At 35.4% G+C, this 15,570-nt stretch carries 17 protein-coding genes; 3 read left to right on the top strand and 14 right to left on the bottom strand.

Features of this window, described 5'->3' with window-relative positions; all coding sequences use genetic code 11:
* Nucleotide 1 precedes the first annotated feature (1 nt).
* The gene (locus tag CQZ94_RS13730; RefSeq protein WP_105585836.1) at nt 2-1,303 is read right to left on the bottom strand and encodes an NCS2 family permease; all 1,302 of its coding nucleotides are present in this window, start codon (nt 1,301-1,303) and stop codon (nt 2-4) included.
* A 223-nt stretch (nt 1,304-1,526) separates the two neighbouring features.
* Between CQZ94_RS13730 and CQZ94_RS13725 the strand changes: the two genes are divergently transcribed.
* The 3 genes from CQZ94_RS13725 (at nt 1,527) to CQZ94_RS13715 (ending at nt 3,582) form a co-directional block, all read left to right on the top strand.
* The gene (locus CQZ94_RS13725) at nt 1,527-2,393 is read left to right on the top strand and encodes an SDR family oxidoreductase (RefSeq protein ID WP_105585835.1); all 867 of its coding nucleotides are present in this window, start codon (nt 1,527-1,529) and stop codon (nt 2,391-2,393) included.
* A gap of 68 nt (nt 2,394-2,461) precedes the next feature.
* Nucleotides 2,462-3,223 carry a L,D-transpeptidase gene (locus CQZ94_RS13720; protein WP_105585834.1) on the top strand — a complete coding sequence of 254 codons (762 nt, stop codon included), beginning with the start codon at nt 2,462-2,464 and terminating at the stop codon, nt 3,221-3,223.
* A gap of 107 nt (nt 3,224-3,330) precedes the next feature.
* Entirely contained in the window at nt 3,331-3,582 is a 252-nt protein-coding gene (locus CQZ94_RS13715) for a hypothetical protein (protein WP_002010684.1), read from the top strand.
* Nucleotides 3,583-3,593: 11 nt separating this feature from the next.
* On the opposite strand, the gene CQZ94_RS13710 is transcribed toward CQZ94_RS13715, so the two are convergent.
* The 13 genes from CQZ94_RS13710 to CQZ94_RS13650 form a co-directional block, all read right to left on the bottom strand.
* Nucleotides 3,594-4,535, bottom strand: a complete 942-nt coding sequence (locus CQZ94_RS13710) for a carbohydrate kinase family protein (RefSeq protein WP_105585833.1) — start codon at nt 4,533-4,535, stop codon at nt 3,594-3,596.
* Entirely contained in the window at nt 4,532-6,007 is a 1,476-nt protein-coding gene (locus tag CQZ94_RS13705) for a glycoside hydrolase family 32 protein (RefSeq protein ID WP_105585832.1), read from the bottom strand. The genes CQZ94_RS13710 and CQZ94_RS13705 overlap by 4 nt, the downstream gene beginning before the upstream one ends.
* A gap of 17 nt (nt 6,008-6,024) precedes the next feature.
* Nucleotides 6,025-7,401, bottom strand: a complete 1,377-nt coding sequence (locus tag CQZ94_RS13700; RefSeq protein WP_105585831.1) for a sucrose-specific PTS transporter subunit IIBC — start codon at nt 7,399-7,401, stop codon at nt 6,025-6,027.
* Between the two features lie 135 nt (nt 7,402-7,536).
* Nucleotides 7,537-8,523, bottom strand: coding sequence for a LacI family DNA-binding transcriptional regulator (locus CQZ94_RS13695; RefSeq protein WP_105585830.1), 987 nt, complete (start codon nt 8,521-8,523; stop codon nt 7,537-7,539).
* Nucleotides 8,524-8,641: 118 nt separating this feature from the next.
* Nucleotides 8,642-8,857, bottom strand: coding sequence for a DUF1540 domain-containing protein (locus tag CQZ94_RS13690; protein ID WP_002010693.1), 216 nt, complete (start codon nt 8,855-8,857; stop codon nt 8,642-8,644).
* 72 nt (nt 8,858-8,929) lie between these two features.
* Nucleotides 8,930-9,382 carry a thioredoxin family protein gene (locus CQZ94_RS13685; RefSeq protein WP_105585829.1) on the bottom strand — a complete coding sequence of 151 codons (453 nt, stop codon included), beginning with the start codon at nt 9,380-9,382 and terminating at the stop codon, nt 8,930-8,932.
* 12 nt (nt 9,383-9,394) lie between these two features.
* On the bottom strand, nt 9,395-9,814 hold the full coding sequence (locus tag CQZ94_RS13680) for a disulfide formation protein C (RefSeq protein WP_002116351.1): 420 nt from the start codon (nt 9,812-9,814) through the stop codon (nt 9,395-9,397).
* A 166-nt stretch (nt 9,815-9,980) separates the two neighbouring features.
* On the bottom strand, nt 9,981-10,232 hold the full coding sequence (locus CQZ94_RS13675; protein WP_105585828.1) for a YhdB family protein: 252 nt from the start codon (nt 10,230-10,232) through the stop codon (nt 9,981-9,983).
* A 122-nt stretch (nt 10,233-10,354) separates the two neighbouring features.
* Nucleotides 10,355-10,864, bottom strand: coding sequence for a PCYCGC motif-containing (lipo)protein (locus tag CQZ94_RS13670; protein ID WP_002186740.1), 510 nt, complete (start codon nt 10,862-10,864; stop codon nt 10,355-10,357).
* 54 nt (nt 10,865-10,918) lie between these two features.
* A complete protein-coding gene (locus tag CQZ94_RS13665) occupies nt 10,919-12,019 on the bottom strand; it encodes a GerAB/ArcD/ProY family transporter (RefSeq protein WP_105585827.1) in 1,101 nt (366 codons plus the stop codon).
* A gap of 12 nt (nt 12,020-12,031) precedes the next feature.
* The gene (gene gerYC / locus CQZ94_RS13660) at nt 12,032-13,114 is read right to left on the bottom strand and encodes a spore germination protein GerYC (RefSeq protein ID WP_105585826.1); all 1,083 of its coding nucleotides are present in this window, start codon (nt 13,112-13,114) and stop codon (nt 12,032-12,034) included.
* The gene (locus CQZ94_RS13655) at nt 13,111-14,616 is read right to left on the bottom strand and encodes a spore germination protein (protein ID WP_105585825.1); all 1,506 of its coding nucleotides are present in this window, start codon (nt 14,614-14,616) and stop codon (nt 13,111-13,113) included. Before CQZ94_RS13655 ends, gerYC begins: the two co-directional genes overlap by 4 nt.
* Nucleotides 14,617-14,741: 125 nt before the next feature.
* Entirely contained in the window at nt 14,742-15,338 is a 597-nt protein-coding gene (locus CQZ94_RS13650) for a hypothetical protein (RefSeq protein ID WP_105585824.1), read from the bottom strand.
* Between the last annotated feature and the right edge of the window lie 232 nt (nt 15,339-15,570).

Below are 15,570 nucleotides of genomic sequence, written 5' to 3'. Positions count from 1 at the left end.
TTTAATGTGGTAAGAAAACTAATTGATAAGCGAACAAGATTCCGAATAAATACACAAGTGGGTGAACAGCACGGAATTGTCCTTTTGCCACTTTCATAAGTGGGTATGAAATAAATCCAAGTGCAATACCTGTTGAGATACTTGATGTAAGTGGCATGCTTAAGATTACTAAAAATGCTGGGAATGCTTCATCGAACGTATCCCAATCGATATATCGAACTGAACCCATCATAAGACTACCAACGATGATTAATGATGGTGCTGTAATAGCTGAAACGCCAGAAACAGAGCTCACTAAAGGTCCGAAGAATGCTGCTACTGCAAAGAGTACAGCTACTGTAATTGTTGTTAGACCAGTACGACCACCAGCTGCAACACCAGCAGATGATTCAATGTAAGCTGTTGATGGTGTTGTTCCGAACATAGCTCCAATTGTTGCTGAGAATGAGTCAGATAGAAGAGCTCGTCCTGCTTTTGGAAGCTTTCCGTCTTTCATAAATCCGCCTTGTTGTGCAACGCCAAGTAATGTTCCTGTTGTATCAAATAGTGTAACGAGGAAGAATGAGAACACAACGCCGTATAATCCGTAATTAATTACATCAGAAACAGCAGTAATTGGATTTGAAACGATAATTCCTTCTGGTAATCCAGGCATTGATGTAACGCCATTTGAAAATGTTAATTGCCCTGTGAAGTAAGCGATAATACCAGTTAATAACATTCCGATAAATAGTGCCCCGTTTATATTTAAAGACATAAGGACAATTGTAATTCCGAGTCCAGCTAATGCTAGTAAAACAGGAGGAGAATGAAGATCACCAAGTCCAACTAAGTTAGAATCATGTTTTGTAACAATTCCTGTTAAGCGTAAACCGATAAAAGCGATAAAAAGACCAATACCAGCAGTCAGTGCATGTTTTAAGTTCTCAGGAATTACTTCCATTAATTTTGTACGGAAAGATGTAAATGATAACAAAATTAAGATCATACCTGCTACGAATACAGCAGAGAATGCAATTGCGAAAGTCATGCCTTCATGTGCTTTTACAACAGAGTAAGAGAAGTAAGCATTTAACCCCATACCTGGTGCAATTGCGATTGGTAAGTTTGTAAAGATTGCCATAAATAATGTTCCGACAACAGCGGCGATAATTGTAGCTGTAAATGCTTGTTCAAATGGAACGCCTGCATCCCCAAGGATGACAGGGTTTACGACAATGATATATGCCATTGTTAAAAAGGTAATAATACCTGCCATAATTTCAGTTTTAATAGAAGTTTTATGTTTTGAAAGGTTAAACATATAAACATCCTTTCTTTTTACGAATGATTTTCACAACAGTTATATATAATATTCGTTTTTAAATCATTTTGCAAGAGTTTTGCATAAAAAGTTTAGAACAATTCATATTTTATGTCTTAAATTCGAATATTAACCGTAAAGAAGCATGTGAATTGCCGTTTTTTAATGTGTAAGTACTTTTGGATATTGTGCACATTATAAGGAAAAGGAGTTGAAGGAAGTTATGCCACAGCAAAAAAACTTTTTAACAATGCCAGCGCAACATCAAAATAAACAGCCTGGTATTGAATCGTTAATGATTCCTCTTCCAAAGTTTGAAGATCCAAATTATAAAGGAAGCGAAAAATTAAAAGGAAAGAATGTATTAATTACAGGGGGAGATAGTGGGATTGGACGAGCTGTGTCCATCGCTTTTGCAAAAGAGGGAGCAAATATTGCGATTGCTTATTTAGACGAGGATGAAGATGCAAATGTGACGAAACAACTTGTTGAAAAAGAAGGCGTGGATTGTGTATTACTGCCGGGGGATTTGAGTATTGAACAACATTGTAAAGATATTGTGGAAGAGACCGCCCGGCAGCTGGGGAGCTTAAATGTTCTTGTGAATAACGTCGCACAGCAATATCCGCAGCAAGGACTAGAGTATATTACAGCGGAACAGTTAGAAAAAACGTTCCGTATTAATATTTTTTCTTATTTTCATGTTGCAAAAGCAGCGCTCTCTCATTTAAAGCAAGGGGATGTAATTATAAATACAGCATCTATCGTTGCGTATGAAGGAAATGAAACGTTGATTGATTATTCTGCAACGAAAGGAGCAATTGTCGCTTTTACAAGATCGTTATCTCAGTCGTTAGTACAAAAAGGAATTCGTGTAAATGGTGTTGCACCAGGACCAATTTGGACACCGCTTATTCCATCTAGTTTTGATGAGAAAAAAGTATCACAGTTTGGGAGCAATGTTCCTATGCAAAGACCTGGTCAGCCGTATGAATTAGCGCCTGCATATGTATATTTGGCGTCTAGTGATTCGGCATATGTGACGGGACAGATGATACATGTAAATGGTGGAGTAATTGTGAATGGATAGTTTTCATTTATAAGAGCAAAGTAAAGTTAATTGTATTTTTCATGATGTTAGTGCTAGGGAGGATTTAGATGAAAAAAGTCTGGTTTATCGTAATCCTATTTTTCTGCCTACCAGCTAGCGTATTTGCTAATACAGATCATTTAATATTAGTTAATCTTACGACGAATCAGCTTTCTTTTTTTGAAGATGGAAACTATACTAGAACATTTCCAGTAACGACAGGAAGGGCCAGTACCCCGACGCCTGAAGGTGATTTTTGTATTATAAATAAATATAAAAATAAAGAGTACCATCGTAAAAAAATACCTGGTGGTGCACCGAATAATCCTCTCGGGACAAGGTGGCTCGGCCTTAACGAAAAGGAATATGCCATTCATGGAACAAATCGTGAAGGAACGATTGGGAGCCGGGAATCAAATGGTTGTATTCGTATGCATGATCGCGATATACAGTGGTTATATGACCGGGTCCAATTGCAAACGAAAGTAATTATTTCTCGTTTTCATACGAGCCCTGAATATGAAGCGTATAAGCTTGGTTATCGTGTTGTGAGCTGGAATGGTCGTAAAGTAGAAGAAGAACAAATTGGAACTCTTACGTTAGTTGATCGTTTAAATATATATTGGCAAGAGCCAAATGGGCAGTTGACTAAGGTGAAAACGGTATTACCAAATGAAAAATACGCAGTGTATTCCAAACGAAAAGATGGAACATATTATATAGGAAACAATTTGTATATTGTAGATGAAATGGGAGAAAAAATTCGTTATGAGCAATTACCGTATTCGATTTTAAGTAATATATATAAACGAAAATATAATGTTCCATAATAGCTACCGTACATAGGCGGTAGCTTATTTGTGATGTGGAAAATGAAACAGCAACTATTAGATTTTGCTGAATATAATACATTACAGATTGGGGAGGCGGTTACATTATGAAAAGTGAATTTGCATTTAAAATTTTCTTAGTAACGACCTGTTTATTTATCGTGTATTTGTATGCGTTTCTTGTCTTTTCTTTTTATGTTCCATATGTTGATTTAATATTGTTCTTCGGATTTATTTGGGCATTTGTTAAAGCGAGGGAAGGGGAGAAGAGTATATACCGGCGCATTACTTTGTGCGGGACGGTCCTTCTTGTTATTTTGTACTTTTTTATGATGCATGATTTTTGGAGGGGAATGTAAAAAGCATACGACTAATCGTATGCTTTTACCTCTGCCAATGATGGAAGTGAAGCGATTGCTCCGTAGTTTGTACATGTTATGGCACCTACTTTATTTGCAAAAGAGACAAACTCGGCTAAATCTGTGAATTTTTGAGGAAGCGTTTGTTCACTTTTAGAAATTTGATACAACATCGCTCCGACGAAAGCATCACCAGCACCAGTTGTATCTACTTGTTTAATGGAAATAGAAGGTACAATGATTTGAGCTTCTTTTGTTGCGAGAAGGGTACCGTCTTTTCCAAGTGTGATAGCTACAACTTTAGCCCCGTAATTTAATAATCTTAGTGCTGATTTTTGTAAATCAGTCTCTTTAGAAAGCATCGTTGCTTCTTCTTGGCTTACTTTTACGAAATGTGCGTGTTTTATAAAGGATAGGCAATCTTGAGAAAATTGTTCTACATCAGTAACAAGTGCATCTCGATAATTTGGATCAAAAGAAATAAAATGATTATTGTCTTTTGCATATTGTAATAGTTGAAAGTACGTTTCTTTTAATGGACTTGCTAATAAGGCCGTTGCCGAACCGAAATGTATTAGATCATTACTTTTTATTTTTGCTAAATTAATTTTATTAAAGGTGTATTGACCATCAGCCCCACGCATAAAAATAAAATCGCGTTCACCATCTTTATCGATAGATACGAAAGCAAGCGTTGTTTGTTTATCTTTTATGAGCATTGAAGTGTCAACATGAGCACGTTGTAAAGTTTGTTCTAGAAAATCACCAAATGGATCATTTCCTACTTGTCCCATAAATGTAGCATGTCCACCTAATTTTGTAATAGCAGCGGCAACGTTAGCGGGAGCTCCACCAGCTTTCTTTTCGAAATCTGTACCGTCTACTAAAGAAACATTGGAATTTCGGCAAACGAAATCAATTAATAATTCACCTATACAAAAAACATTTCTCATATAATCCCTCTTTTAAGTTTATATTGTGTAATTGTAAAGTTTAGTTTTGCATCTGAAAAGATTGCGATATGATGTTTCATGTCTTTTCGCGGAAATACTCTAGACGTAAAGACAGTGGAACCATCATATAAGAAGATTTCTACGATGCTATTATCTACAAATATTCTTAGGTCTATCGTATCTTGAATATCAATTTTTTTACAGCGTTCATATCCATATTCTCCGCCAAATTGGTGATGGAAGTTGCTTCGGTCTATGGAAACAGTTCCTTTTTCACGGTTAAATGTAATCGGGAAAGAATCTTCTTCATTATGGAAGAGAGAAAGGCCAAAGTTATTTGCATCATCTGTTTTAAGAGTTACAATTAATTCATATGAGCATTCATGGCCAAGGGTCGCCAGTACGTTTAATCCAGTTGATATGTCACCTGAAATCTCTTTTTTTGTTGTTCTTAGTTTTGTTAGTTCTGAAACTGGTTTTTGTTTTAATATATTATTTTCTAACGTTAGTTCTCGTGGAAGTGTTAAACAATGAGCCCACATATAATCATCAGAAGGGTATGTTATTTCGCTTGAGCCCGCCCAAGCAAATAAAAGGCGGCGTCCAGATTGATCTTCTAAAGTTTGAGGGGCATAAAAGTCGAAACCTTTATCAACTTCGTAATACGAATCAATATGGAAATATAAATTTTCAATATCGAAATTTCCGATTGCATATATGACATTATATACATTTTGAAAATTCCCTTCGTCTTTTTCGATTCCTTGTGGCGAAAAGAGTAACATATCTTTCCCTGATAATTGGAAATAGTCGGGGCACTCCCACATAAATCCGAACTCTTTTGAATTTGTTTTAACCTCGCCTTGGAAATTCCAACTGTATAGGTCTAGTGACTTATATAATAATAGAGTACCCGTTTTATTTTCACGTTGTGCTCCGAGTAACATATAGTACGTATCGTTATTTTTCCATACTTTTGGGTCACGTACATGCTTCGTATATCCGTCAGGAATCATATCAATAACAGGATTATTACTATATTTAGTCATCGTATATTGAGAATCCATCGTTACCATACATTGTTTAGCATCCCGAGAATCATTAGGTTTCTTTATATTCCCTGTATACAATAAGTGAAGAAGCCCATCTTTTATAATAGAGCTACCAGAATATGCGCCGTGTGACTCATAGCTTTCGGTAGGGATAATGGCTACAGGCATTCGTTCCCAGTTAATAAGATCTTTTGATTTTACATGCCCCCAATGTTTCATTCCGTGAATCGGGCCAAATGGATACCACTGATAAAAAACATGATATTCATCATTGTAGTATGATACACCGTTAGGATCATTCATTAATCCATATGGCGGATGAATATGATAAATCGGTTTCCATGAATCTTGATTTGCAATTGTATATAAAGAATGTAATTCTTCTTTATTGGATTGCAGTATTGTTTTATATTTCGACATAGGTTTTTACCTCGTTGTTATTTACTTTCTTTATATAAAATGAGAGTGGCAACAAAAGCAGTAATAACTGCAATAGCGAAGCCGATTACATAGTGAATCACATTCATCATGCCAAGCGGTGCAACAATTGTAAGCATTGGAATACCTGTTAAACCGTATGCATTGGCTGCGACTTGCATCCAAACAACGTAAGCGCCTCCAATTGCGCCACCAATAGCAGCTGCAATAAATGGTTTACCAAGCTTTAAATTGACACCAAAAATAGCTGGTTCTGTAATTCCTAAAAATGCTGACGCTGCTGCTGGAATTGCGATTTCTTTCGTTTTTTTGTTTTTTGTTTTGAAATAAACTGCTAAAGTAGCTCCGCCTTGGGCGACGTTAGCCATTGACCAAATAGGGAGTAAGAAATTGACACCGATATCTTTATTAGCAAGTAAGCCAGCTTCAATAGCGTGGAAGCTATGGTGTAAGCCAGTAAGAACGATTGTTGAATATAGACCACCGAATATAAGACCAGCCACTGGTCCTGCAAATTGATAAATAGTATTTAAAAGGTACGTAATACCGTCACCGATTTTATATCCAATTGGTCCGATAATAATAAGTGATAAAAAGCCAGTTATAATAATTGTTAAGAACGGTGTAACTAATAAATCTAAAGAGTTCGGAACTCGTTTGCGGAGTTCTTTTTCAATTGTACTCATAACGTATACGCATAATAAAATAGGTAAAACAGTGCCTTGATAGCCAATCATATCAATATCCATACCGAGGAAATGTAAAACAGTTGGTTTTGCGTTTGCAAGAGTCCAAGGATTCGTTAAGTTTGGGTGAGTTAATATACCACCAATAACTGCACCTAAGAAAATATTTCCTCCAAATTCCTTGGCTGCACTAACACCGATTAAAATAGGTAAAATAACGAAAGCTGCACTTGAGAACATATCAAGTAATTGGATAAGTGGGTGATCGCCAGGAACTAATTTAAACGCTTTCAACATTCCGAGTAGTCCCATAAGTAAACCACTTGCAACGATGGCTGGAATAATTGGAACGAAAATATTGGATAACGTTTTTGCTAGGCGAGTAATCGGATTCATTTTTTTCTTAGGAAGATCGTTTGATGCCGTAGAATCAAGTTCAGTTATTCCGATTAGTTTTGAAAACTCATCATACACTTTGTTTACTACGCCAGTGCCAAAAATAATTTGGTATTGCTCATTCGTTGCGAAAGCACCTTTAACCCCATCAATGTTTTCGATTTCTGACGTGTTTATTTTTATTTCATCTTTTAGTACAAGACGAAGGCGAGTAGCGCAATGAGTAGCGCGAATAATGTTTTCTGTTCCTCCGATGTTCTGTAAGACTTGAGCTGCAATTTGTTTCATATCCATAAAAATTCCCCCTTACTATATACTTTGAGTTTGTGGAACCGGTTCCGTTTTTAGCTAAAATAAAAAACAGGGACGTGATGTGAAAATCCTGTTTTTAAAATGTGGAACCGGTTTTAATTTTATTATAAAGCGCCTTTAAATTTTGTCAACGCTTTCTTGAATTTTTAATGTATAGCGAGAATGTAATATTTTAGGGATTGTTTTATTTTCAACAAGCTGCGAAAGGGAAGTAGCAGCAAGCTTACCAGCATACTCATAGTCAAATGCGATTGTCGTTAAGCTAGGGTGTACCATTTCAGAAATATCATATCCACCGAATCCTACTACAGATATATGATTTGGTATGGAAAGGTGATTAGAATGAATTACTTTCATGGCTCCAAGAGCGATATTATCTGTAGCACATACGATAATAGTAGGACGGTTGTTATCTAAAATATGTTGTACTTGTTTCATCGCATCTTCTATTTTGAAAGTTGTTTCGTAGTAAGAAACGATGCAAGTAGGTTCTAAATTTTCAATGGCTTTTTGAAAACCATTTTTTCGATTTACACCAACAGAAATATCATCTTTTTCTACTCCTAAATAAGCGATATGGCGGTGTCCTTGTGATAATACGTATGCTCCTAGCTCATAAGCAGCGTCAAAATCATCGTGAACGAGGCAATATTGATTCTCATATTCTTGACCAACAAATAAAATAGGGGTAGTAGAATTAGCGATGATGTGTTTATGCTCTTTTGTTAAAGTTTTTGTTAATAAAATTATGCCAGCTACTTTTTGCTTTATAAAGTTTTCCATTGCTTGAATTTCTGTTTCAATTTTTTGATTCGCATTTGCAACAAGCATCTGATAGTTATTTTCCTGTAAAGCATTATCAATACCAATAAGTGTTTTTGTTGTAGCGAAGGAGTCTAATCGGGGGATAATAACGCCAATTAAATTTGTTGTTTTCGCTTTTAAACTTTGCGCAAATGTATTTGGAGAGAAATTCGTTTCTTGAATAATACCTTCAATTTTCTTTTTTGTTTTATTACTTACATAGCCACCATTTAAGTAACGAGAGACAGTACTTTTTGCAACCCCAGCTAATTTGGCGATATCTGCAATTGTTTTAGCCATAGTATTCCACCTTCATATTCATAAAAAACTTTTAATTTTATTATAGGGAGAATTAAAGGTTACGTAAACAAGAAGAGAAGAAGAAAAACCACCTCACGTATATGAGGTGGAATAAGTGTTAATATTTCGGTTTAAATGTATGACAACACGTTTCTACACTCGTTGTTACAGAACTTTCAAGCGTCTCGTTTGTTAAAGTAGCGCTTGTATACGAACTGTTTTCAATTTGACCTGCTTCTTGTGCATCAGGTTGAACAACGATTGCACTTGCTTGACAAAAATTACCTTGTCCCCAAAATGAGCAATTGGAAACAGAGCATTTCACTTCTGGCATAAAACCCCCTCCTTATACATTAGTGTGGGATTTTACGCCCATTTCATGTGTAGAAGGAGTTTCCTTTTCTCATTACTGCTTCGTTTGCTCAAGCCATTCTTTTAATTTGTCTTTCGGTTGTTCGCCACTAATACGGCTCACTTCTTTGCCATCTTTAAAATGAATGATTGTTGGAGTACCTTTAATTTTATAGTCATCCCAAGGAGCATCTAACTTTTCAATATCCATAACTTTCATATCGATATTCAAGTCTTTAGCCATTGGTACTACAATAGGAGATAATTTTTGGCAATGAACGCAAGATGTTTGATAAAAGTATACTGTTTGTTCTTTTTTCTCTTCTAAATTTTTCTGAAGATCTGAAAGAGAAATTTTGTTTGTATAGTAGTCAGGACCGTTTGTTTGACTAGTAGTATTATCAATTTTTTGGCTCGTTGAAGCATTTTTTTCTTCCATTTGTGTTACAGCGAAAATTGCTGCAAACAAGGCGATAATAATACCGCCAAATATAAGCATTTTTTTCATTCTTTCATCTCCTTATTTGTTTTTAATTACAATAAAGCTGCAAATAGCGATTGTGATAAAGCCGATAAGAGCTAAAAACGGGATTGTCACAAAGCCGAACCAATTTATGTATTCTCCTGTACAAGGTACGCGTCCGCAAGCTGCTCCTGCAGCTGATAGTGCTGAAACTTTTTGAATTGCATAATGATATAAAGAAATACAAGCACCAATACTTGCAATTGGTAAGGAATAACTTGCAATACGATAATCTTTTTTTACTACAGCAATGCCGAGCCATAAAACGAATGGATACATAAAAATACGTTGATACCAGCAAAGGACACAAGGCTCAAATTTCATGATTTCGGAAAAGTATAGGCTACCTAGCGTAGCAATAAAAGAAGCTCCCCATGCAGTAAATAAAGCATACTCTTGCTTTTTTTCTCGTCCCATATTTTATACCTCACTTATAATAGTTACATACTAAATTATAGTATGAAGTAGTACAGAAAAGAAAGTGAAAATATGTTTATCAATAAAAGTTTTGTAAAAGGAAACTTTTATTGATATAAAAATGTTCAAAAAAGCGCCATTCTCTAAGAGAGAATAGCGCTATATTTTACATTTGAATTTGCTCTACTACTTCTTCTACATGTGACTTCTGGGATGCATGGTCAATATATTGAAATAGGAGCTGCAATTGTTTGTCAACTTCTGGTAATTCTTTACTGTATTGATAAGCGTGTAAAAAGTGTTCAATACGCTTAGAAAATAGTTGATCACTCGTTTGAACCATTAAAACGAGTAGTTTATCCCAATTACAGCAATACGTGTAATAGAGAGCTTTGTCATAGTCGTTATATGTTTGCACTGTATACCCTCCTTACTGAGGAGTTATATATAGTGTGTGACAAGCGAGGAGAAATACACTTGAAAGAATTTGTTAAGAAAAAAAGTGAATGAAAAGAAAAAAACGAGGAGTTTCCTCGTTTTTTAAGCTTTTGGCATTGGCGTAGGTGTTGGTTTCCCATATCCTTCTTTATATTTATTATCAATGTAATTACGAATTTCAAGCGTTGATTTTCCTTTTTGTTTCATCGAAGCAGATTCAACTGCGATTTCTAAGCAATTTACACAAGTTGTTGCATGGGAATCCCAAACAACTTCACCATTCTTTTTGATTTCACGAATAAAGCAATTTTTATTATTTTTATGTCCTACACTTTCACCACACCCGCAGTAACAAGGAATCCAATCCAATAGTTCAGCATTTTGTCCAGCGACAGTATAGATGTCTTTCATTTGTGGATCAAGTTTGTCTAGGAAGGCCGGAAGTGTGTCGACTCCTTTTGTCTTTTCTTGAATGTCAGCTTGCTGAGTATGTGATGCATGGTCATGCTCTTCTTTTGATTCAGAAGATTTTTTTTCATTTGTACCAGTACTCCCGCATCCAGTAAGAATTAAGCTCAGTACTACAAGTAAAGAAAATACATACTTTTTCATTCGCTTGTCCCCTTTACAAATGTATTAATAAAATTGTATCAGACTAAAGCACACCTAGGGAGAAGTTTTTTTTGAACGATTTTTGAAGCGCCACCGCAGTGAATGGAATAGAAATAAGATTGGAATATAAGCGTATACAATATATAAGCCGGCCTGAGAAAGTACGGTATTTAATGTATTGATGCTTTCCCTGTTTGTGAAAAACAAAGATGAAACAAATATAGTCGCGATAAACAATGGCAATGTAATGTTAAATGGTATGTGAAAAGAGTATTTACTAATACGACAAGAAGACCAAATAGTTAAACAAAGATTAGGTAAAATAATAAGAAACCAGATGAAAATAATAATGTATTCAAATCGCTGAATGAATGGGACTTTAATAATTTTTAGCATTGTTAAAGTAGGCCAAATTGTATGATGCAGTTGGCCCTGACTATAGTACATAAGGGAAACGATTGCTAGTACTACATATAAAATAGTTGTGAAAGCAATCCCGCCATGTGCCCATTTATGTAGTGATTTTCCCTTTTTAATAAGTGGGTAAAAGATAAGGATTGCTTCAAATCCAAGAAACTCTAATGCAGATGCTTTCGCTGAATATAGAATGTCTGCAGGTGAATGGGTGAAAATAGGTAAAATATTACGGACATGTGCGTATTTCATAGGGAAAACTAAGAAGAATAGTACGAAAATCGGTATTATGACGCCCCAAAAACACATTCCTGTTACAGAGCGGAAGCCGCCTTTTATTACGTAATACGTCACGAGTAAAAATAATAATGTTAATTTCCATGGCTTAATTGTAGGAAAGACCCAAACTTGAATGACTTCAATATATGTACGAAGCACAGTAAGGCAAAATAAGAGAAGATATGCGGCAAAGCACATAGAGAAAAAGGTTCCAATCCATTTTCCGAAACATGTCGTATGAATGGTCATCAAATCATTGTCTTTATCTAACATTTTTAACATACAAAACAGTACGATATGAGTTAAGACACCCGCAACAATAAGGGAAATCCAAGAATCATAACCAGCATATTGTGCAATAACTCGTTGGTATCCTAACACGCCTACTCCAATTTGAAGAGAGTGTAATAAAAGAAATGTGAAATAAGGGGAAACAGTCATTGTTTTATTTTGCTCAGCCATTGTAACACCTCACTATTCTCCGATACCAGATTGCACAACATTGATTTGTACGTGAACAGCAACATCTACATTAGGGTACATTTCTTGAATTTGTTTTATAGTCCATTTTCTTGAATGACTACGAATTTCTTCCCGTATCCCTATCGGATCGACCTCCTTTTCTTGGAATTGTTTTATTAATTCGTTTAAATGTTTCTCAACTGTTTTTTCTACATGTTTTTTTATGTAAGTTATGTTTTCGTTTTTCGCTAAATCAAGCCAGCTTGGAGCGCTTTTTATGAGTCCATTTAATTTTAAGTGGATGTTAACTTTCGGAATGTCACCAGTATCGGAAAGGTAACAAACGCTCTTTCCAGATAAGTTTTGAGTGGCAATTAATCCTTTATGGTTACCTTGCTGTATTGGAACTTCGTAACGACCATTTGTAGTTGGATTAAGGAGTAATTTCAATAAAAAAGATCCTTTTTTATCTGTGTACATAACCACTTTATCCTTTTTTAAAAAAGCGAGTCCTTTAATGGAAGCAGACTTGTCTTCATCAATTTCAATATAAGGAAGAAATGGATCGCATCCTGATGAATAAAAGTTATATAAAAAAATATTTAAAGCAGTCCGTGGAATCGTTTCGGTTTCTATGTTTTGCTCCAGTAAGTCAGACAGATAGAGTGATCCATTTGTTTTAATATGTTTGAGCAGTTTTTCTGTAGAACCGTCTACCAGTGCTAGTTGAACATCTCGACCAATATTAGGATCACGTTGCAAATTATTTATAATATCGCCAATTCCATGTTCGCCAATGGATTTTCCAAAAAGCACAACACGCATTTGACCGACAGCGATAGTATGAGGCGATTTTGCATTTAGTCGTGAAGATATTGTTTCAATCGTGCCAGCAGTAGTTGACTGAGTTTCTGGTTTTGATTGAACGCCTTTTGTGTAATCGGGATATAAAATCGTCCCGCGAAATTGTTTGTCTTTCGTTATATCAAATCCACCTACATGAATCATTCGCTGTGTGTCTACTATATTCGGTTGTGTACAGCCCGATTGGAAAAGAATAATGATAATGGCAAAGCATAGCAAAATATTTTTCATTTCTTTTCACCATCACGTTTCCTTTTTGCATTGTTTGGATCATAGCGCCATTTCTTTTTCGGTCTCAGAAAAGAGGAACGTCCAGCAGTTTGACTAAATGGCAAGCGAAGGAGCCCCTCTGCTGTCCCTAAACCGCGAAATGGATATAACGGTAATAAATAAGGTGATCCAAGTGATTTTAAGCGAATTAAATGAGCTAATATGAATACGAATCCTACAATGAGACCTAAGCCCCCAAATGCACCAGCTAAAAGAATAAGTGGAAATCGTAGTATCCGGATAGTAGAAGACATTTTTACAGTTGGTGTTGTAAAAGAAGCGAGTGCTGATAAAGCAACTGCAATTAATAAAATGGTACTCGTTAAAGCAGCCTGAACAGATGCTTGGCCAATTACAATCCCGCCAACGATGCCGATTGTTTGTCCAACTTTTGTAGGTAATCGTGCTCCAGCTTCACGGAGCAATTCGATTGTGATTTCTAAAAAAAGTGCTTCTAAAATGGGCGGAAAGGGTACATTAGCTCTTGAAAAAATAATCGGACCTAGTAAATCCGCAGGAATCATTTGATAGTGATACGTTAATACAGCTGTATAAATAGCTGATGAAAATAGCGAGAATGCTGCTCCGAAAAAGCGAACCATTCGAAGAAATGAGCCTGCTATCCATGGTAAATAATAATCTTCTGGAGAGACGAAGAAATCGAGTAATGTCGATGGTCCAGCTAATGCATATGGTGAACCGTCTGTTAAAATGACAACCCCTCCATTCAATAATGCATAAACGGAGCGATCTAAACGCTCTGTAGGGAGTAAAACAGGGAAGGGAGAGTTGCTGTTATCACTAATAAACTGTTCAATCATAGTCGCATCGAAAGGAACATCAAAGTCAATGTCTTGTAGGCGCTGCATTGCAGTATTAACGTGCTGTTCATTCGTAATGCCTTCGATGTAAGCAACTACGACTTTTGTTTTTGATATAGAGCCAACTACAACTTGTTTGAAAACTAATTGCTCCGTTACAATATTCCGGCGAAGTAAGTGTATATTTGTATCAATATTTTCAACAAATCCAACTTTTGGACCGATTACACTATATTCATTTTCTGTATCGTTATATAACCGTGTACCTAAAACTGAACTCTCGGCACGAATAAGTGCATATTCAACTGCTTGAGAATCATTTTTCAGCTGTATAAGTACATACCCACTTAATAATTTTTCACGAATATCATCAATAGAAGGATTAGTGACAATCTCCTCAAGTGTGACGATATTTGCTATGTCACCTATATTTTCAATGTGATCTAATTCTCTTTTAATAGGTGTTAAAATGAATCGATTAATGAGGAGTGATTCGGCTGTAGATTTATAATAAAACAAACACAATGTTCCATCGTCTACTACGTTATAAGACACGAAATCACTGGATTCTTTCATAGTGTGGATAAACTCTGGAATAGAACAGAGTGCTTTTTTCTTCTTTTTAGATGATAAACGAAACATTGCTTCACCCCTTACATACATCATTTGCTTATGTTAGTTTTTGGGAAATGCGGGAATTTATACTTGGAAATTGAAAGTTCATAAAGAAAAGGAAGAGTATTGAATATCTCTTCCTTTTTGGCAGGCTAATTTGTTTTCTTTTCTTTAATAGACTTCACTAATTTAATCATTTCTGCCCGTATATCTTCTTTTTTAACATTTAATTTTTCCGCAATTTGTTTAATATCCATCCCATCTTTTTTCATTTTCAGTACATCATCGAGAGAAGTATTACTTTTTTGAGCGATGATTGTTAATACCGTGAGCTGACGTAAGCCTATGTTATACTCTTTCATTTTTTGTTTTAGTCCATCTGGTGTGGACTTTTGCATATTTGCTAATTCTTGCAGTAGTGCTTTTTTCGTTTCTTTATTCATATGATGCTTTTTCAATTTACTTGGATCTACACCGAAATGCTCGGCTGTTTTCTCCCAAGATTTATTTTGCTTATAGTAAGCTAAAACGTCCTTAATTTCTTTTTTACTTATTCTTGCAATGTGAGCAGCTTTCCAAATTTCATGTTTGTTATAGCCGAGTTTTTCTAATGATTGCATTTCTTCTTCTGAAACTGGCTTATGATGGTGCATGGTTACTTCTTTTGGCGTGGCAGCGGAAGCAGGAAAGACAGATATCCCGCACAATAATGCTGCCATAGTCATACTTACTACGATTTTCTTGTACATATAAACTCCTCCTAGATGGATAATGTGGAAAACTTTACACTTATCATTTCCATAAAATGTGAAAAACTTGTGAACACACTAAGTTTTTTTATTCACAACGAGAAATTAATTTTTTAGCTGTTTTCCAACATAAAACATTGATTAATAGTGAAAAACTAGGTTATAATCGAAATTGAAAATCAATATCAATGAAAATGTTATACATATAGATGAAAATAGGGGAGAGATACAT

It is taken from the genome of Bacillus sp. MYb209 (assembly GCF_002975175.1).
In the GTDB taxonomy this organism is placed as follows: domain Bacteria; phylum Bacillota; class Bacilli; order Bacillales; family Bacillaceae_G; genus Bacillus_A.
This window is presented reverse-complemented; position numbering and strand designations above follow the sequence as displayed.